This window comes from Roseovarius indicus (assembly GCF_008728195.1).
Lineage (GTDB): Bacteria > Pseudomonadota > Alphaproteobacteria > Rhodobacterales > Rhodobacteraceae > Roseovarius > Roseovarius indicus.
Genome location: NZ_CP031598.1, coordinates 1,328,476 through 1,346,591, shown reverse-complemented (window position 1 = coordinate 1,346,591; position 18,116 = coordinate 1,328,476). Strand labels below are relative to the sequence as shown.

The 18,116-nt window shown below is 62.1% G+C and carries 14 protein-coding genes; 5 read left to right on the top strand and 9 right to left on the bottom strand.

Annotated features, from left to right (window positions below; genetic code table 11):
• Positions 1–9: 9 nt before the first annotated feature.
• The 6 genes from RIdsm_RS06245 to RIdsm_RS06220 form a co-directional block, all read right to left on the bottom strand.
• Complete coding sequence (locus RIdsm_RS06245; protein ID WP_057814565.1) at positions 10–918, bottom strand: ABC transporter permease; 909 nt, start codon at positions 916–918, stop codon at positions 10–12.
• A complete protein-coding gene (locus RIdsm_RS06240; RefSeq protein ID WP_057814563.1) occupies positions 915–1,862 on the bottom strand; it encodes an ABC transporter permease in 948 nt (315 codons plus the stop codon). The genes RIdsm_RS06245 and RIdsm_RS06240 overlap by 4 nt, the downstream gene beginning before the upstream one ends.
• Complete coding sequence (locus RIdsm_RS06235) at positions 1,859–3,685, bottom strand: alpha/beta hydrolase family protein (RefSeq protein WP_057814561.1); 1,827 nt, start codon at positions 3,683–3,685, stop codon at positions 1,859–1,861. The genes RIdsm_RS06240 and RIdsm_RS06235 overlap by 4 nt, the downstream gene beginning before the upstream one ends.
• A gap of 2 nt (positions 3,686–3,687) precedes the next feature.
• Positions 3,688–4,701, bottom strand: a complete 1,014-nt coding sequence (locus RIdsm_RS06230; protein ID WP_057814559.1) for an ABC transporter ATP-binding protein — start codon at positions 4,699–4,701, stop codon at positions 3,688–3,690.
• A gap of 74 nt (positions 4,702–4,775) precedes the next feature.
• Complete coding sequence (locus RIdsm_RS06225; RefSeq protein WP_057814557.1) at positions 4,776–6,311, bottom strand: ABC transporter substrate-binding protein; 1,536 nt, start codon at positions 6,309–6,311, stop codon at positions 4,776–4,778.
• A 27-nt stretch (positions 6,312–6,338) separates the two neighbouring features.
• Positions 6,339–7,607 carry a Zn-dependent hydrolase gene (locus RIdsm_RS06220; RefSeq protein WP_057814555.1) on the bottom strand — a complete coding sequence of 423 codons (1,269 nt, stop codon included), beginning with the start codon at positions 7,605–7,607 and terminating at the stop codon, positions 6,339–6,341.
• A 385-nt stretch (positions 7,608–7,992) separates the two neighbouring features.
• On the opposite strand from RIdsm_RS06220, the gene RIdsm_RS06215 reads away from it, so the two are divergent.
• Positions 7,993–8,673, top strand: a complete 681-nt coding sequence (locus tag RIdsm_RS06215; RefSeq protein ID WP_057814553.1) for a glycoside hydrolase family 25 protein — start codon at positions 7,993–7,995, stop codon at positions 8,671–8,673.
• 323 nt (positions 8,674–8,996) lie between these two features.
• On the opposite strand, the gene RIdsm_RS06210 is transcribed toward RIdsm_RS06215, so the two are convergent.
• The 3 genes from RIdsm_RS06210 to RIdsm_RS06200 are packed head-to-tail and all read right to left on the bottom strand — an operon-like array spanning position 8,997 to position 13,289.
• Positions 8,997–10,202 (bottom strand): efflux RND transporter periplasmic adaptor subunit, encoded by a 1,206-nt coding sequence (locus RIdsm_RS06210; RefSeq protein ID WP_057814551.1) that lies wholly within the window; start codon positions 10,200–10,202, stop codon positions 8,997–8,999.
• Between the two features lie 9 nt (positions 10,203–10,211).
• Entirely contained in the window at positions 10,212–12,575 is a 2,364-nt protein-coding gene (locus RIdsm_RS06205) for an ABC transporter permease (protein WP_057814549.1), read from the bottom strand.
• Between the two features lie 9 nt (positions 12,576–12,584).
• Positions 12,585–13,289, bottom strand: coding sequence for an ABC transporter ATP-binding protein (locus RIdsm_RS06200; protein ID WP_057814547.1), 705 nt, complete (start codon positions 13,287–13,289; stop codon positions 12,585–12,587).
• Positions 13,290–13,532: 243 nt separating this feature from the next.
• Between RIdsm_RS06200 and RIdsm_RS06195 the strand changes: the two genes are divergently transcribed.
• The 4 genes from RIdsm_RS06195 to RIdsm_RS06180 are packed head-to-tail and all read left to right on the top strand — an operon-like array spanning position 13,533 to position 18,112.
• Positions 13,533–14,690 carry an acyl-CoA dehydrogenase family protein gene (locus RIdsm_RS06195; protein WP_420854110.1) on the top strand — a complete coding sequence of 386 codons (1,158 nt, stop codon included), beginning with the start codon at positions 13,533–13,535 and terminating at the stop codon, positions 14,688–14,690.
• Between the two features lie 10 nt (positions 14,691–14,700).
• Positions 14,701–15,885: a CaiB/BaiF CoA transferase family protein gene (locus tag RIdsm_RS06190; RefSeq protein ID WP_057814543.1), complete on the top strand. Its 1,185-nt coding sequence runs from the start codon at positions 14,701–14,703 to the stop codon at positions 15,883–15,885.
• A gap of 20 nt (positions 15,886–15,905) precedes the next feature.
• Positions 15,906–17,324: an MmgE/PrpD family protein gene (locus RIdsm_RS06185; RefSeq protein ID WP_082647306.1), complete on the top strand. Its 1,419-nt coding sequence runs from the start codon at positions 15,906–15,908 to the stop codon at positions 17,322–17,324.
• Entirely contained in the window at positions 17,321–18,112 is a 792-nt protein-coding gene (locus RIdsm_RS06180; protein WP_057814539.1) for an enoyl-CoA hydratase/isomerase family protein, read from the top strand. Before RIdsm_RS06185 ends, RIdsm_RS06180 begins: the two co-directional genes overlap by 4 nt.
• Positions 18,113–18,116 lie beyond the last annotated feature (4 nt).

Sequence of the window (18,116 nt, the reverse complement as noted above, 5' to 3'; positions counted from 1 at the left end):
TCTTTCGGATTAGCGTTTGGACACGGCCTTGTTCGTGTGCGGATCGAGGAAGTCGCGCAGACCGTCGCCGAGGATGTTCTGTCCCAGCACGATCCCGATGATCATCGCGCCGGGAAAGACGGTCATCCACCAGGCGGAGGTGATGACGTTCTTCCCGTCATAGAGGATGTTGCCGAGGCTCGGGTGCGGTGCGGGAATGCCCACGCCGAGGAAGCTCAGCATGGCCTCGGTGATGATGGAGACAGCGAAGACGAAACTGGCCTGGACGATCAGCGAGGAAACGGTGTTCGGGAAGATGTGCCGCCAGATGATCCGGGTCGTGCTGGAGCCCAGGGCATGAAGCGCCTCGATATAGGGCTGCTCCTTGACCACAAGCGCATTGGACCGCACCACCCGCGCGATCAACGGCGTGTAGACAACCACCAGAGTCAGGATCACGTTCTGCGTCGTAGGTCCGAACACGGCGATCACCGAAATCGCCAGCAGGATCGCCGGAAAGGCCATAAGCCCATCGGTGATGCGCATCAGCAAGTGATCGAGCGGCTTGAAATAGGCCGAGTACAGGCCGATCGCCACACCGATCACCGAGGATAGCAAGGCAACGCTGAAACCGATCAGAAGCGAGGCGCGCGTCCCGTACATGACCCTGACATAGATATCCCGGCCAAAGTTGTCGGTGCCCATCCAGTTTTCCATTGATGGCGGCTTCAGGCGGTTGATCGGATTGATGTCGAGCGGACCGTGCGGCGAGATCAGCGGCCCGAGAAAGGCAACGAGGCAGATCACGACGGTAAGACCAAGGCCGCAAACCGCCAGCCTGTTCGCCATGAATCGTTTTATCGTCAGGCTGCGCTGTTCCTGCTTCAGCCGGTTTTTCGCCGCTTTGAGCTCTTCGGCAGTGGGGGGCGTATCGGTCATTGGTCAAGCCTCACGCGCGGGTCGACGATTCCGTAGATCAGGTCGATGATGAGATTTATCAGCACATAGCCGAAGGCAACGAGAAGGACTGTGCCCTGGATTACCGGGAAGTCGCGACGCTCGACGGAATTGACGATGAGCTGCCCCAGCCCGGGTATGTTGAAGACGAACTCGACCACAACGGCGCCGGCGATGAGCGTGGTGAAGGTTTGTCCTATGATCTCGAGGATGGGGATGAAGGCGTTGCGCAGGGTGTGCTTGATCACGATGGCAGCGCGCGGCAGGCCCTTGGCCCGCGCCGTTTTGACATAGGCGTTGTTCATCACCTCGAGCATCGCGGAGCGGGTGATGCGGGTGATGAGCGCCGCCTGGATGAAGCCCAGAGAGATTGCCGGCAGCAACAGGAATTCGAGATGTGTCAGAAGGCCTTCGGACAGTGGCGCATAGCCCGCGACGGGGAGCCAGTTGAGGAAGACGGCAAAGAACAGGATGAGCAGAAGACCCATCAGGAAGCTCGGGACCGAGATGCCAACAAGGGCAAAGCTCATCAGCGCGCCGTCCACGCCTTTTCCCCTGTTGAGAGCAGCGAAGACGCCCATCGGCAACGCCACGACGATGCCTATGATCTGGGCAAAGATGGCAAGCGAGAGCGTTGGGCGAAAATAGTTGAGGAAGACCTCGGTGACCGGCGTGCCGTTATAGAGGGAATTGCCCAGATCCCCGGTCAGCGCATTGCCGAGCCACATGAAGAACTGCTGCGGCACCGGGCGGTTCAGGCCGAGTTCCTCGCGCAGGCGGTCGATATCGGCAGCCGATGCGTCGGGGCCGAGAATGACGCTGGCGGGGTCGCCCGGCGAGAGGTGCACGAGGGCGAAGACGACCACGGCGACCACCCCAAGGACAGGGATGAGTGACAGGATTCGCTTGACGATATAGGTGATCATGTTGCCCCCGGAATGGAGTAGGAATGCGCAGGGCGCCCAGGCGTTTCGCTCGGTGTCGCAAGTCTGGCTTTGACGAATTCGACGATCGTCGACGCCGCGCATTCGGTCGATGTGCGCCTGGTCAGGAAGTGCCCTTCTCCTTCGATCCACCGAAGTTCGACATCCCTGTTTTCCGCCGCCATGGCTTCAGCCATGGCCAAAGACTCGGTCGTCGGGACGCGCGTGTCGCTGTCGCCATGCAGGATAAGCAGGGGGCAACGGATCTCGCCGGCCTTGTTGAGCGGCGCGGTGTCGTCGAAGAAGTCGGCATGCGTGGCAGCGTCGCCATATTCCATCGCGCGAAGCCTGCGCCGCCAGGCGGGCGCGGTTTTCAGGAAATTACCGAGATGGGACATCCCTGCGATGTCCACCGCGCAAGCCCAGAGCCCGGGATGGTGCGATATGGCCATCAGGGTCATGAACCCGCCGTAGCTGTGCCCCATAACGCCGATCTTGTCGTCATCCAGCCCATGGCGTGCCTGAACATGTTCACGCAGGGCAATCACATCCGCCAGAGCATCGGTGCGCCTGTTCCCGTCATCGAGGCCGATGAAGCATCGACCATACCCCTCGCTGCCACGGATATTCGGGGCGATGACCAGCACATCGTTGTCAACGAGTTGCTCGAGGACCGGGGAATGAGACCGCTCGAACATGCTTTCGGGGCCACCGTGCAGATAGATCATCGCCCGCCCGCTGTCGGGCGAGCCCATGACCACATACTCGATTTCCCGTCCGTCGAAGGAGGTGAACCGCTCCACCGTTTCGGCGCCGGCCTCTGTCGTTGCGCAGGAGGCATCCGGCGCTTCGGCCGGTTTCGCCAGCGCATGGACTTGTGCTTCGGGTGGCTGGAACGGCCCGGAGGTTACGGTAAGCAAGTCGTCCTCACCGAGGAAACACATGGAATGCACGTGGATCGGCTCACGCGTCAGCGCCACCGCGACGTGTGGCGCATCAAGTGTCGTCGTAACGAGCTCCGACGCGCATTCCTTGCTCAGAGTCATGGCGATGCGACCGGTCGTCGGATGAACGCAAAAGGCCAGCACGTCCTGATCGGGCCTTTCCAAGACGGTGTACACCGCTTCACTATCAAGGTTCAGGGTGTGAAGCCCGACCCTTTCGCCGCCGAGATCACCGGCAAAAATGACAGTATCCGCGGAAATGGGGCGTATCTGACCGATCCGGCCATATCCGGCGGCAAGCGCGGTGAGCACCCCGGTCTGCGTGTCGAAGACGCGGAACCTCCGGTCGATATTGGTGTATTCTTCAAGCAGCAAGAGGCGCTCTGACGAGAGCGGCATTACTGTCGTCAGCACCGCATCCGACGCGAAAAGTTCTCGGTCTCGGCCGGTCGATCTATCCGCCTGCATGATGCGGTGGCGGGTGTCCGACGCACTGTTCGAGACATAAAACCCCACGCCGTCGAAAAGTTGACCGCCGAAATAGTGGTAGGCGTCTTCCGCTTCGATCCATGCGCGCAGTGTACCGTCATGATGCAGAAGAAAAAGTTGCTCTCTCTCGGTGAATGCCGGGTCTAAGGCAAGGACCAGTCTCACGACTGGATCTTCGACCGGCCAATACCGCACGACGTTCAAGTAAGGATCTGTCAGCGCCTTGCGCTTGCCGGTGGCCGGGTCGCAGCTCCATAGGCCGGTGAGCCCGGCTTCGTTGCTAAGGTAGATGAGCTCACGCGATGTCGGGTCCCACGTCACCGAATTCAGGCGCGTGTGCCGGGAGCGCGTCCCATCCTTTAGCTCAAGTGGAGTGACGACGTGCCGATACATGCTCACACGTTGTCCTCGTAAAGATGGCAGGCCGCCTTGTGCGTGCCGGAAATGGTGCGCGAGGTCGGAACGACCTTGCGGCATATGTCGGTCGCGTGCGGGCAACGCGTGTGAAAGCAGCACCCGCTTGGCGGATTGAGGGGCGAGGGCACCTCGCCCGACAGCTTGATCCGCTGCTTGTCGATCTTGGGATTCGTCTTGGGCAGCGCAGAAATCAACGCTTGCGTGTAGGGATGCTTCGGCGCTTCGAAAAGCTCTTTCGAGGTGGCGACCTCCACCAGGTTGCCGAGATACATGACGCCAATCCGGTCGGAAATGTATTTCACCACGCCCAGGTCGTGCGAAATGAACAGGTAGGACAGGTCGAACTCCTTCCGAATGCGCTTCATCAGGTTCAAGACCTGCGCCTGGATCGACACGTCGAGCGCCGAGACAGTCTCGTCGCAGACCACCACCTTGGGGGTGAGTGATAGCGCACGGGCGAGGTTGATCCTTTGCCGCTGACCGCCGGAAAACTCGTGCGGGAAGCGGAAGTAGTGCTCGCTCGACAGGCCAACGGTTTCGAGCAGATCGATCACACGATCGGTGCGTTCCTTACGTGTGCCAATGCCGTGGATGGTCATGGCCTCTTCGAGGATCGAGCCGACGCGCATCTTGGGATTGAGCGACGAATAGGGATCTTGAAACACCATTTGGAGTTCGCGGCGATACTTGCCGAACTCGGCCTGCGTTTTCTCGAAGATGTTCTCGTTCCGATAAAAGCACGCGCCGTCTGTCGGTTCGATCAGCCGCAAGAGCGTGCGTCCCAGGGTACTCTTGCCGCAGCCGGATTCCCCGACCAGTCCAAATGTTTCGCCTTCCATCAGGTCGAACGAAACACCGTTGACGGCTTTCACATAGGCGTTGGGCTTGAAGAATCCCCGGCGGACCGGGAAATGCTGCCGGATGTCCGTGGCACGCAGCAGCGGTTCCGCAGCAGGTTGCGGGGTGACATCAGCTGTGGCGGGACGCGACATGGGGCATTCCTTGGCGAGTGGTGGCAGACGCGAGGCGATGCCGGACGCATCGCCTCGCTGGTTGTCATTTCTGTTTAGTCAGCAACCGACAGGTTCGACAGGATGATGTTGTTTGAGACAGTGAACCCTTCGATCTTTGCTGAAAGACCGTGCAGCGGCTTGTAGTTGCCGTAGCGAATGTAGGTCGTGTACTCCATCAACTCGGCCTGAAGCTCCGTGAACAGTTCAAGCGCCTTGTCCTGATCTTCGGTCACGCGGATCTCTTCGATCAGGGCGTCGACCTCCGGGCTGTTCGTCCAGCCGGCATACTCGTTGCGCGAGTGCAGGAAGATCGCGTTGATCGGCGTCGGCTCGAACGTGAACTCCGAGGCGAACATGTCCCATGCTTCCGGGTCGGAGCGGTATTCGAGCAGCGTGGCCCAATCATATTCCGCAAGTTTCACGTTCAGACCGACTTCCTGAAGCTGCTGCTGCACGATGACCGCCGCGTAGAAGTGCAGCGGGTAGGCGCGTGTCACCAGGAAGGTCAGCTCTTCGCCGTCGTAGGAGGATTCCTCGATCAGCTTGCGAGCCTTCTCTGCGTCGTCCTGATTGTAGTATTCCTCTCCGGCGTCGTTGTACCAGAGCACCTGGTTCGGCGAGGCGAGCGAGTGCTCGAGCGAATAGAACTTCTCGTTACCCAGCGCGCCATAGAGAATTTCGTTCATGTCGAGCGCGGCGGCGACAGCCTGGCGCAGCTTGATGTCGGTGAACGGGCCGCTCTTCTTGTTGAAGAACATACCAAGAAAAGCATAGTCCTCTGCAAAGATCTTCAGGTCGTCCGAATTCAGCAGTTGATCGGCATTGTCATGCGGCAGGCGCAGGGCAATGTCGTACTGACCCGACCGTAGGCCCGACACGCGGGTCGAATCGTCCGTCACGATTTCCATGTAGACGTCATCGACGCCCGGGTTCTTCGATCCGGCAAGCCCGTTCGGCTCCGTGTCGACGGAGCTGTAATCCTCGAACTTGGCGAGGTGCATCTCCTGATCCGTGTCCCAGTTGGCGACCTCGTAAGGTCCGGTGCCGACGTATTCGGTCACGCCCTGTGCAGGGGCGTTCTCGATGATTTCCTGCGGCATGATGCCGGCGAATTGCATCGGGTTGCCGATGACCGACAGGGTCAGCGGCGCAGCCTCGGCCAGCTTGAGTTCGAGCGTCAGGTCGTCGACCTTTTCGAAGGTTGCGTCCGACAGAGTTCCGCGCGCGAGGATTGATTTCTCTTTCCAGCGGTTCATCGAAGCCACGGCATCATCGGCCGTCAGCGGCTCGCCGTTATGAAAGGTGATGCCTTCGCGCAGCTTGATCGTGTAGGTCTTGCCGTCGTCACTCACTTCGATGGAGTCGGCCAGCACGAGCTCCGGCTCGTAATCGGCATTGAGCGTCACCAGCGGCTCGAAGATCTGGGCGGCAAAATCCATCGTGGAGTAGGCCGTCGACATGTGGGGGTCGATGGTCGGAGGAATGGTGTCGTACGCGATGCGTACTTCCGTCCGGTCCTGCGCATGCGCGCCGGCCGCCATCAGGGCGACCGCCACGATGGCGGCAGATGTCTTCAGTTTGTTCAGCATTGTCTTCTCCTCTGTTGAGATCCGTGACTATTTCGCTTGCGCGACCCCTTGCGGTGCCGTGCAATCCAGTGAGAGCAGCGCCCGGCGCAGAACCCGGGCACCGTTGAGCGCATCGTCCATCGTGATGCTCTCTTCCGGGCAATGGCTTCTTCCATCCAGACAGGGCACAAAGAGCATCCCCGTCGGGCAGAGCCGCGCCATGTGGGCGGCGTCGTGACCGGCGCCGCTCGGCATTTTCATCGAACTGAAACCGAGTTCAGTGGCGGCCTCGGCCACCGTGTTGACGATGGGTTCCGCGCAATCGGTCGGATGCGAGGCGCTGAGCGGGCGTACCTCGATCCGCAACTGGTCGTTCCGGCAAACAGCGTCCTCGGCCCATTTGATCAGGGGCTCGAGGAAGTTATCCAGCCGATCCTGGCTGTCGCTTCGCACCTCGACCGTAAGCCGGGCTTCACCCGGAACGGCGTTGGCGGCATCCGGGCGGACGCTGATCTTGCCGACGGTTGCCACAAGGTAGCCGTTCGACGACTGCCGTTCCTTCGCTTGCGTATTTACCCGCTCCACGATCCGTGATGCGCCGACAAGTGCGTCCTGCCGGAGGTTCATCGGAGTCGTGCCAGAATGGTCAGCACGCCCGCTGATGATAATCTCGTAGCGCCGTATCCCGACGATGTTGGTCACGACGCCGATTTGCGTGCCGGAGGATTCCAGAACCCGGCCCTGTTCAATGTGCAGTTCCAGGAAACCTGACAGTTCACCCTCGCGCCGCAGGGCGCCATCTAGCTTCTCAGGTGAGCCGCCTGCCCGCCTGATGGCCTCCCCAAGCCTCTCGCCAGAGGAGTTGGTGTACTCCAGAAGGTCGGCGGGGAGATTACCAGCCATGGCCCGGCTCCCGACGCAGGAAACCCCATAGTCGCTGGGTTCTTCCGACAGGAAGTCGATCACCTCGAGAGTGTGGCGAGGCGTCTCACCGGCTTCATGGATGGCTTGCACAGCTTCCAGTGCGGCAACGACGCCAAGAATACCGTCATACCTTCCACCGTCGACGACGGTATCTATGTGGCTGCCGCTGGCAAGAATGCCCGCCCCCGGTTCTGAACCGGCAAGCGTTCCGATCAGGTTGCCACCGGCATCGATGCGCGTGGTCAGGCCGGCCTGCTCCATTTCCTTCCGCAGCCAATCCCTTGCCGACGCATAGCGGTCGGTGAACGCGCGGCGTGTCCAGGGGCGCCCGGGTTCGGTGAACTCGGACAGCCTGTCCAACCTTTGTAGCAGCCGGTTTTCGCTGAGCTCCATCTTGATCCTTCGTTACTTTCCCGCTCGCCTTCGGTGGGCACCGAACCGTTGGCTTCGCCGTGCCGGAGCGGTCTTTTAGGTCTTTGAGCTCAGAACGGATCCGCACCTGTCCCAAGCCAATTTTCCGAATCCGTACTGCAGACTTCGGATGGGGCGACCCTTTTCCAGATTTCATTTTCTGTCAATTGCTTTGTTTTATTTTACATTTAGTTATACTGAGTGTCGTGGATGGTGATACTGCCGAGGACGTGAATTTCGCCTCCGCCGTTCCGCCGCTTGGCGGTTTCAAAAGAAACGAGTAGAACGTCACCAGGGTCGAAAGCTCCGCCAGGCGGCGCCGTGCGTGTCTTCGACTTTCGAGCAAGAACCAGAAAAGAGGCCTGAAATGATTGACTTAAGACGGGCCCTCGTTTCGGCCCTGGCACTGCTGCTCGTGTCCGGATCGGCCTGGGCCGACGATGCGGCGCTCAAGACCGGCATCGACCTGTCGCACCACAACGAGGTGACGGACTGGTCGGAGATCGGCAAAGCGTCTCCACTCTTCGTGATCCTCAAGGCGACCGACGGTCTGGACTGGCTCGACCCGACCTTTGTCGATCGGTTTCGGTCTGCCGGAAATGAAGGTATCGTGCGTGGCGCCTACCACTACTACGAAACCGACGACGACCCCGCCAAGCAGGCGGAATGGTTCATTTCGAACGTCACTCTGAAAGCGGGTGACCTTCCCCCCATCGTTGATATCGAGCATATCGCAGCCCCGATCGACGATGACCTGCTGAAGGATTTCGACACGTTCCTCGGCAAGCTCGAGGACCATTACGGCCATGCGCCAATCATTTATACGGGTCCCAATTTCTGGGATCATGCGATGAAGGAAAGCTTGCCCGGCAAGCGGCTCTGGATTGCCGATTACAACGTGGACCACCCAGAAATCCCGGATGGCTGGAACGACTGGACGATTTGGCAGTACACGGATTCCTTCGATCTTTCCGGGGTCACCGGCAAGGTCGACGCGAGCTACTTCAACGGGAGCGCTGACGACTTTCAAGCAGTGTTGATCAAGTGAGAAGTCCCCTCGACTGCACAGGTCCGACTGCCTGCATCTGTGGTTCACCGGCCTGGCAAGAGGCATCGGCTGACCGCTGAACCGACTGGCTGATGCGTCTTTTTTCGAGAAAGCTACGCGTTCCGCCAGCTTCGGAAGAGTGCGACAAGACACTCATTCAAAAAGCGGTTCTTGAGCATCGGGCATCTGGTAGTCAAAACCCAGTTCACAGGGCAACGCCGGCGCCTTCGGGCATTTGGTTCCGCGCCCCCGGCACTTGATTGCGGAGGCGTATAGGCGCCACGCCCATACGCCCACGGAGCGACATCCGCGCCATTCGCCGCTCAACCCTCCGACCGCTGCACGATCCGTGTACCGTCGTCAACTCTGTCGCTGGGATGGACAAGCACCCGGTCTCCGTCCGCCAAGCCACCAAGGATCTCGGCCGTAAGATCGTTCATCCGGCCAACCTCGACCGTGCGAAGGCGAGCGACGCCGCCTTCGGCCACGAAAACCGCCCATGTCTTGTCCTGCCGGAACAGCGCACTCAACGGGATCTGGAGGACGTCATTCCCTTGCCACTCCACCACCCGCATGAAGACCGAGAAACCATGCCCGAGGGAGGAACGCCGATCTACGGGCGTGAGCAGGCTGAACACCACGTCCACGCGTTGCTCCTCGATGCCAAGCGCCGAAACCTTCGTGTAGGCGGTGGGCTCGATCTCGACCAGTTCAGCGTCAAGCGCGCCATCACCACCCCACCGCTCGACCCGGGCCGGGTTTCCGACCGCTAGGCGGACGGCATCGGTCGACAGCACATCCGCCACGATCTCGAGGTCATCAGGCTGCCCGACCGAAAGCAGATGCGCCCCGGCAGCGACCGGCCGCTCACTCACGGCCTCGATCTTGAGAACGCGACCGTCCACCGGCGCGGTGATCTTCAGGCAGCAATCGCCGGAAGACTGTACGGCATTACTCGGCTCGATCAACGTCGCCCGGGCCCGGTCAAGCGCCCCCTTGGCCATTTCCAGGTTCGAAATCGCCGCTTCCAGCGCCGCCCTCCGGGCCCCCAGGGTCTGCTCGGCATTTTCCAAACGGGTCAGCGAGGCCACACCACGGTCAACCAGTTCCTTGGCCCGGCGGAATTCGCTCTCTGAAAGGTCCAGTTCCTCTCTGGACTTGCGAAGGTTGCTGCGGGCCATGTGCAGACCTGCCTCGGCTTCACGCACCGCCGCCTCGGCCTGAACCCGGCTGCGCGGGTCAAGCGGGTCTGACGCGGCCGGATCGAGGATGGCAACGACCGTTTGCCCCGCCCTGACATCGTCGCCCACCCGAACCGGCGAGCGTCGCGCCACGCCCCGGATGGGCGCCGCCACTTCGTAGATCTCGGTGATACGCGTCTTGCCCTCGACATCGACAGTCACCTGCATCGGCCCACGAGTGACCTCTACAAGGTCCACCGGAACCGGATCTGTCCGAAACGCCACAACGCCAAGCATGCCTGCCGTCAGGATACCGAATGCCGTGAGTACAACAGTTCTTGTTTTCATGACTCATCCTCACTCACGTGTTTTCATCACCTGCACGAGATCGAGCCGGTCGAGCCTGCGGCGCACGACAAGCGCCGATACCAGCGCAGCCCCCAACACCACCAGACTGGCCTGCGCGAAGCCCGCCGGCTTCAGGATCAGGGGAATTTCATAAAGATCGCTCGCGGACCCATGCGCCAGCGCACCGGCTATGCCGGCTCCCAGAAGCCAGCCTACGGGTTGCGCCACCAGCGCCAGAAGCATGGTTTCCCCGACGAGAATGAACGACACCTCAGCCCGCGAGAATCCCAATATGCGCAGGCTGGCCAACTCCCTTGCGCGCTCCGACAGCTGAATGCGGGCGCCGTTATAGGCCACGCCGATTGTGATCATCACGGCCACGGTCATGTAGATCGTAGTCATGATGGTGACGTTTTCACGGATCGTCGCCTCGAAAGAGCGTTGCATCTTGTTGAGCATGATCAGCCCGCTCAGTTCCGGGGTATCCTTGAGCACCTTGTGCAACTCCGGAAGTGCGCCGGTGTCCACCTCGAGGTTGGCCACCGAAATGCGCGGTGCCTGCCTCAACAGGCGGCTGAGTGTTTCAACGTCCATATAGGCCCCCAGGCCAACATATTGCGTGACGATTCCGGCCACGGGCACCTCATGGGTTTCGTTGACGCCGCCGAGAAGCTCGATCTCGATGACATCGCCTGGCCCGACGACAAGCTGACCGGCAAGCCGCCGCGACAGCAACAAACCATGCGGCGGCGGATCAACCACCTCCCCATCTGCGCCGATGATGCGGGCAAGGTCAGCTCCGGGGCGGCGGGCCTCGATGGCGACATCCTTTTCGCGATGGGCATGGCGCAACACAGCCGACTGGTAATACTGCCCCTCGGCCCGCAGCACGCCCGGCAGGCCCGCGACGGCGGCAAGCGCGGTTTCCGGCACGTCGGGTTCGAACATCAGCATGGCGTCCTGCCGGTTCGATCGGTCAAAGGTGGTGGCTATCATCTCGTTCAGCGCTGCGGGGAAAAAGCTTGTCGCCACCAGTACGGCAACGGCAAGCGCCAGCCCCAGCGCGGTAAAGGCCGACCTGACGGGCCAGCGCATCAGGCTGCGCAGGATCATCACCACCGGCTGTGTCGGGTGCAGCGCCGCCACCATCCGATCGAAGAGCGTGCGTTTGAACCTTGGCGGCGCGGGCGGCGCCATGGCAACGGCAGGCGGCAGGCGGGCCGCCCGCAGTGCACTGCGCGCCGCCCCCAGCGCCGCGCTGGCCACCGCCAGAAGCCCCGAAAGCGCATAGGCGGAATAGCTTAGATTGTAGATCAGGTAGGGGAAATCGAAGAACCTGGCGTAAAGCCGGGCCAGCGCCCGCGACAGCCACGTTCCCGCGCCCCAGCCGATAAGCGTGCCCGCCATGGCAATCAGAACCGCCAGAAGGAGGTAGTGCACGCAGATTTCCACGTCGGAATAGCCGATCGCCTTGAGCAAGCCGATCTCGCTGCGTTCAAGGGCGATGATCCGGCCAATCACCATGCTGACGAGAAAAGCCGAGATCACGTAGAAAATCGGCGGGAGGATCATCGCCGCGGTTTTCTGCTGCTCAAGCTCGGACTCGATGAAACTGTTGGAGATCTGTACATCACGGCCGTAGGCACCAAACCCGCCATAGGGATCGAGCAGATCGTCGAGGCGATCAATCACGTCATCGATGCTGGCGCCGCGGTTGAGTTTGAGCGTCACGTTATTGAACGCTCCTTCCATGTCGAAGGCGGCGGCGACCGCGGTTTCCGGCATCCAAAGAATGCCGAAGGTTTCGTTATCCGGCATCAGCGCGCCCGGGCCTATGGTGTAGATGAACTCGGGCGACAAAAGCGTACCGGTCAGTGTCAGCTCGCGCTGATGCCCGTTGAGATTGGCAAGGAAGGTATCGCCGGGGCCCAGGTGGTTCGCCTCCGCGAAGGGTTCGTTCACGGCGACCTCGTCGACAGCGCCGGGCGCCGGCAAACGGCCCCGCCGCAGGATCGGAGTGTTGAGGTGCCCGGGGCCGCCCGCCGGCAGCGACAAGATGCGCGCGGTCACAGTCTCCTCGCGCCCCGGCACGTCAAGCACGGCAAATTCCGCAATCCGGGCGTCGGCCGCGCGAACGCCCTCGATCTCGCGAATGTCGCGCAACAGCCATCGTGGCGCGCGCGTGGCATCTGCAAAGACGTCGGCGAAACGGTTGCGCTCGTAATAGGCGGTTCGCGTCTCCTCTAGCGAGATATAGGTGCCAAACGTGGTCAGCAGGATCGCGACGCCGCAGGCCAGCACCAGCGCAATGGCCAGAGCCTGGGCCCAGAGGCGGCGGAAGTCGCGCAACAGCTTGCGGTCAAGCGCGTGCATACCCTGACCTCACCAGCTGATATCGGAAGGTGCCATTCGGGCGTCGTTCACCTCCATCCGGTCGATCCGCCCGTCGAGAAAATAAACCACCCGGTGCGCCATCTGCCGGATGGCGGCGTTGTGGGTGATCACAACGGTGCTGGTGCCCAGCCTGTCATTGACGTCGCGCAGAACCTCCAACACCTGAACACCGGTCTTGCTATCCAGTGCACCCGTAGGCTCGTCGCACAACAGAACCTCCGGCCGTTTGGCGATCGCCCGTGCGATAGCCACCCTTTGCTGTTCGCCCCCGGAAAGTTCAGCCGGGAAATGGTCCATGCGATGATCGAGCCCGACCTGCGCCAGGGCATCCTCGGCGCGCATCGGGTTCGGCGCCACGTCGGTAACCAGGTGCACATTCTCTCGCGCCGTAAGACTGGCGACCAGGTTGTAGAACTGGAACACGAAGCCGACGTGATTACGGCGATAGAGCGTCAGGTCCCGGTCGCTCATGGCCGACAGATCCATATCCCGGAACCAGACCTTGCCCGACGACGCATGGTCGAGTCCGCCGAGAATGTTCAAAAGGGTCGACTTTCCGCTGCCCGATGGGCCGAGAAGCACCGCGAGTTCCCCGGAAAACAGTTCGAGGTCGACGCCATCCAGCGCCCTGACCTTCAGATCGCCGGTGTCGTAGACCTTGCTCAGGCCTTGTGTGCGAAACACTGCGCCCATGACGAAACCCCTTTCGAGGTGCAGTGTACGGGTGCGAGGCCGCTCAGCATTGATGCATGTCAAGCTCAGCTTTGTTCGGGAAGAATCCTGCCTCCGCGCGGCGCGACATGACCGGCTTTCACCATATTTGTTCGAATATAAATTTTTTACCGGCAATCAATCTCGACTCGGCAGAATTTTTATGTTCGAATAAATATAAACAGCGAGATGTGCCGCCGATACAGCGGCACAAGGGAGGACATGATGCCCATTGCAGAAACCTTTCCTGAGATCAGGGAGGGCGTCAGGAAAGTCTGCGAGCGCTTCCCCGGCAGCTACTGGAGGGACAAGGACCGTGACATGGCCTATCCGTCCGAGTTCGTTCAGGCGCTGACGGACGCCGGATACCTTGCAGCCCTCATTCCCGAGGAATTCGGGGGGGCCGGCCTGCCCCTGCCCGCCGCATCCGCCATCATGGAAGAAATCCAGCGAACCGGCTGCAACGGCGCCGCATGCCATGCGCAGATGTACATCATGGGAGCATTGCTCAGACACGGAAGCGACGAGCAGCGGCAAACCTACCTGCCCCGGATCGCGTCGGGCGAGTTGCGCTTGCAGGCGTTCGGCGTGACCGAGCCGACCAGCGGGACCGACACCGGCGCCCTGCGCACCACCGCCGTTCGGGACGGAGACGATTACGTGGTGAACGGCCAGAAAATCTGGACCTCGCGTGCGGAGCACTCAGACCTGATGCTGTTGCTGGCGCGCACGACGCCCCTCTCGGACGTTGGCCGGAAAACAGATGGTCTGTCGATCTTCCTGCTTGACATGCAGGCCGCGCGCGACGCGGGAATGTCGATCCGGCCGATCCGCACGATGATGAACCACTCCACGACCGAGGTGTTCTTCGACAATGTCCCCGTTCCCGCCGAAAACCTGATCGGGGAGGAAGGCAAAGGCTTCCGCTACATCCTGTCGGGCATGAATGCCGAGCGCATCCTCGTTGCCGCCGAATGTATCGGCGATGCCCGCTGGTTTCTCGACAAGGTCATTGCCTATGCGCAGGAGCGTGAGGTCTTCGGCCGCCCGATTGGCCAGAACCAGGGCGTGCAGTTCCCGATCGCGCGGGCCTATGCCCAAACCCAGGCCGCCGCACTGATGGTCGAACGCGCCTCGGACCTGTTCGAGGCAAACGAACCCTGCGGCGAGGAGGCGAACCTCGCCAAGATGCTCGCGTCCGAAGCCTCGTGGGCGGCCGCCGAAGCCTGCGTACAGTTCCACGGCGGCTTTGGCTTTGCCGAAGAGTACGACATCGAACGCAAGTTTCGCGAGGCCCGGCTTTACCAGGTCGCGCCGATATCGACCAACCTGATCCTCAGTTACCTCGCCGAGCATGTGCTTGGCCTGCCGCGGTCATACTGAAAGGCCCCTGATGCTGGATACCGTTCTCAAGGGCTGCACCGTGCTCGACCTCACGCAAAACGTGGCCGGTCCGTTCGCGACCCAGATCCTGGCCGATTTCGGCGCGGAGGTCATCAAGGTCGAACGTGTCGGCAAGGGCGACGACACCCGCGCCTGGAGCCCGATCGGAGACGACGGGCGCTCGGCCACGTTTTCCGCGCTCAACCGCAACAAGCAGAGCATCTGCGTCGACACGTCCACCCCCGAGGGTCAGGATCTATTGCGGCGCCTCGCGGCCGACTGCGATATCCTGGTCCATTCGCTCAAGCCTGGAAGCGCCGAGAAGGCGGGTCTTGGAGCGGACGAGTTGCGCGCGGCCAACCCGAAGCTTGTCTATTGCGCGATTAGCGCCTTCGGCCAGAACGGCCCGCTGCGGTCGCTCCCGGGGTATGACCCCCTGATCCAGGCCTTTGGCGGCATCATGAGCGTGACCGGTCACGATGGCGACGAACCCGTTCGGGCCGGCGTCTCGATCGTCGACCTGGGCACCGGCATCTGGGCCGCTCTCGGGGTACTGGCGGCGATGCTGAACCGCACCCGTACCGGAGAGGGTTGCACCGTCGAGGCCAGCCTTCTCGACACGGGCATCGGCTGGATGTCGATAGTCATCTCGAGCTACCTCGTATCCGGTCAGGTACAGAAACGTCTCGGCTCCGGTGTCGCGATGGCGGCGCCTTACGAAGTCTATCACTGCAAGGATGGTTATGTCTTCATCGCGGCCGGCAACGATCGGCTCTTCGGTTGCGTGTGCCGCGGACTCGGCTGCATGCACCTGACCGAGGATCCGCGCTTTGCAGACAACCCGTCGCGCGTGGCCAATCGCGCTGCGCTGAAAGAGGCGTTGCAGCAAAGCACGCTTGCCATGAATGGCGAAGAGATCGTCAGCCGATTGCGGGCCGAGGGGGCGCCCTGCTCCCTCATCAACGATGTCTCGCAGATCGTGAACGACCCGCAGGTCGATGCGGTCGGGCTTCTGGAAACACTGCCCGGCACCGGCGGCCAGGTCGTCGGGTTGCCGATACGGGCCGACGGGCAACGGCCCCACGCCCGGTCTGCCCCGCCAGACCTTGGTGCCGATACCAACCGGATCATCTCCGGCCTGGGCCTCGACGAGGTCCAGGTGTCCCGGCTGCGCGACAGCGGGATCATCGGGTAGCACGAACAGGAGACCAGGACATGACAGTGCAATCGACAGCCCAGCGCCCCGAGAGCCCGGCCACAGCCGGAGCCACCGGCCGAATGGCGCATTTCGTGGTTTCGGCCAAGCCGTCCGGCATTGCCCGGACACGGGCCGTTTCCTCGATCATCGACACCATGGCCGTGATGCTCGCCGGCGGAACCGAGCCCGCCGTAGGCCGGCTGGCTGCAACCCTGCAACGCTCAGAGAACGCGGACGCCGTTCGTGACTTCTGGTCCGGCGGGATGCTGCGGCGCGACGACGCCGCGCGCCTCTATGGGATGGCATCCCATGTTCTGGACTACGACGACGTGTCCATGCTCGCGATCTGCCATCCCACGGCTCCGGTCCTCGCCGCCTGTCTCGCGGCAATGCCCCACGACACGACCGGGCGCGACCTGATCGACGCGGTCTGCGTCGGCACAGAGGTCCTGATCCGGACGGGCGAGGCGCTTGGCTTCCGGCACTATGACCTGGGCTTTCATGCCACCGGAACCCTTGGAACGCTTGGCGCGGCGGCGGCCGTCGCCCGGCTGACTGGCCAGGATCACGCGTGCACCACCGCATCTCTGGCCATTGCCGCCAGTATGTCGTCGGGACTGCGGCGAAACTTCGGAACGCCGGTCAAGTCACTGCACGTGGGGCTTGCCGCGGAAAGCGGCCTTCGCGCCGTAGCACTGGCCGCGGCCGGGGTTGAAGCATCGCGGGAGCCTTTCGAAACCAACGGCTTCCTGAATGCCTTTTCCGGCGGCCATACCGATACCTGGCCGGGCGACGTCACCCTCGGCACGCCCTTCGTCATCGAAACGCCCGGCTTCGAGCTGAAGCGCTATCCCTGCTGCTACATGCTGCACCGGATGATCCATGCTTCCCTGTCGTTACAGGCACAGGGCATTACGCTGGACGACATGGTTTCGGCCCGTGTGGACATGCCAGCGGGCGGAACCCGCCCGCTCATTCACCCTCGCCCGACGACAGCGCTGGAGGCCCTTTTCAGTGGCCCATATGCCGTTGTGGCCAGCCTGGCGGACGGGCGGGTCAACCTGGCCAGCTTCACCCAGGCCGCCGTCGACCGCCCTGCCCTGCGCGCCCGTTTCGGCGATGTGGAACTGGTTGAACGACAGGGCCGGTCACAGCGAGGCGGAGACGTCGGCTCAGCCCCTGTAACCGTTACCCTGACCTTGCGCGACGGATCGACCGCCGAGGCCACCTGCACGACCTCGCCGGGCTCGCCCGAAGACCCCATCCTGCCCGACGACCATCTGGACAAGTGGCACGATTGCCTGTCACGGTTTCGTCCCGGAACATCGCGCTCTGCGGCGCGGGCCACTTTCGAGGCCGGGCTTGCTCTGGACAGCGACATGCCGGTCGACGCCTGGCTGGCCGACCTCGCCGCTTTGAAACGGGATGACATATGACCAGCTACGAAACCCTCACCCTTGCGCGGCATGGTGACCATGTCGATGTCGTGACCCTCACCCGGCCAGAGGCGCGGAACGCCCTCAACACGCAGATGGGTCTGGACCTGTGTTCCCTGTTCGAGGGGTATCAGCTCGACCATTGCGGCGCGCGCTGCATCGTGCTGACGGGCGATGGTGACAAGGCCTTTTGCGCAGGCGGGGACCTCAAGCAGCGGCTTGGCATGACCGACGAGGAATGGACGGCGCAACACCTCGTTTTCGAACGCATGGCGCGGGCGATCATCGCCTGCCCCATACCGATCATCGCCGCGGTCAACGGCGCGGCGTTCGGCGGGGGCTGCGAGATTGCCGCCTGTTGCGACTTCATCTACGCGGCCGACACCGCCCGCTTTGCCCAGACCGAGGTCAAGCTCGGCATCATTCCAGGAGCGGGGGGGACGCAGAACCTGCCCCGCGCCATGGGTACCCGGCGGGCCACCGAGGTGATCCTCACCGGCGGCACCTTCGACGCCGCGCAGGCCCATGAATGGGGGCTGGTGAACCGTGTGCTGCCCGGCGCCGAACTGATGCAAGCGGCGCTTGATGTGGCCCACCGGATCGCGGCCAATGCCCCGCTTGCCGTCAACCAGGCGAAGCAATCTATCCGGAAGGGGGTGAACATGTCCTTGTCGGACGGTCTCAGCTTCGAGATCGAGGCCTATTACCGGCTGATCCATACGCAGGACAGGCACGAGGGAACCGCCGCATTCAACGAGAAACGCCCACCTAAATTCGAGGGGAAATAGGCGC

Excerpts from the sequence above, each read along its gene's own strand:
- RIdsm_RS06245 (WP_057814565.1), bottom strand. The coding sequence starts at position 918 with ATGACCGATACGCCCCCCACTGCCGAAGAGCTCAAAGCGGCGAAAAAC.
- RIdsm_RS06240 (WP_057814563.1), bottom strand. The coding sequence starts at position 1,862 with ATGATCACCTATATCGTCAAGCGAATCCTGTCACTCATCCCTGTCCTT.
- RIdsm_RS06235 (WP_057814561.1), bottom strand. The coding sequence starts at position 3,685 with ATGTATCGGCACGTCGTCACTCCACTTGAGCTAAAGGATGGGACGCGC.
- RIdsm_RS06230 (WP_057814559.1), bottom strand. The coding sequence starts at position 4,701 with ATGTCGCGTCCCGCCACAGCTGATGTCACCCCGCAACCTGCTGCGGAA.
- RIdsm_RS06225 (WP_057814557.1), bottom strand. The coding sequence starts at position 6,311 with ATGCTGAACAAACTGAAGACATCTGCCGCCATCGTGGCGGTCGCCCTG.
- RIdsm_RS06220 (WP_057814555.1), bottom strand. The coding sequence starts at position 7,607 with ATGGAGCTCAGCGAAAACCGGCTGCTACAAAGGTTGGACAGGCTGTCC.
- RIdsm_RS06215 (WP_057814553.1), top strand. The coding sequence starts at position 7,993 with ATGATTGACTTAAGACGGGCCCTCGTTTCGGCCCTGGCACTGCTGCTC.
- RIdsm_RS06210 (WP_057814551.1), bottom strand. The coding sequence starts at position 10,202 with ATGAAAACAAGAACTGTTGTACTCACGGCATTCGGTATCCTGACGGCA.
- RIdsm_RS06205 (WP_057814549.1), bottom strand. The coding sequence starts at position 12,575 with ATGCACGCGCTTGACCGCAAGCTGTTGCGCGACTTCCGCCGCCTCTGG.
- RIdsm_RS06200 (WP_057814547.1), bottom strand. The coding sequence starts at position 13,289 with ATGGGCGCAGTGTTTCGCACACAAGGCCTGAGCAAGGTCTACGACACC.
- RIdsm_RS06195 (WP_420854110.1), top strand. The coding sequence starts at position 13,533 with ATGCCCATTGCAGAAACCTTTCCTGAGATCAGGGAGGGCGTCAGGAAA.
- RIdsm_RS06190 (WP_057814543.1), top strand. The coding sequence starts at position 14,701 with ATGCTGGATACCGTTCTCAAGGGCTGCACCGTGCTCGACCTCACGCAA.
- RIdsm_RS06185 (WP_082647306.1), top strand. The coding sequence starts at position 15,906 with ATGACAGTGCAATCGACAGCCCAGCGCCCCGAGAGCCCGGCCACAGCC.
- RIdsm_RS06180 (WP_057814539.1), top strand. The coding sequence starts at position 17,321 with ATGACCAGCTACGAAACCCTCACCCTTGCGCGGCATGGTGACCATGTC.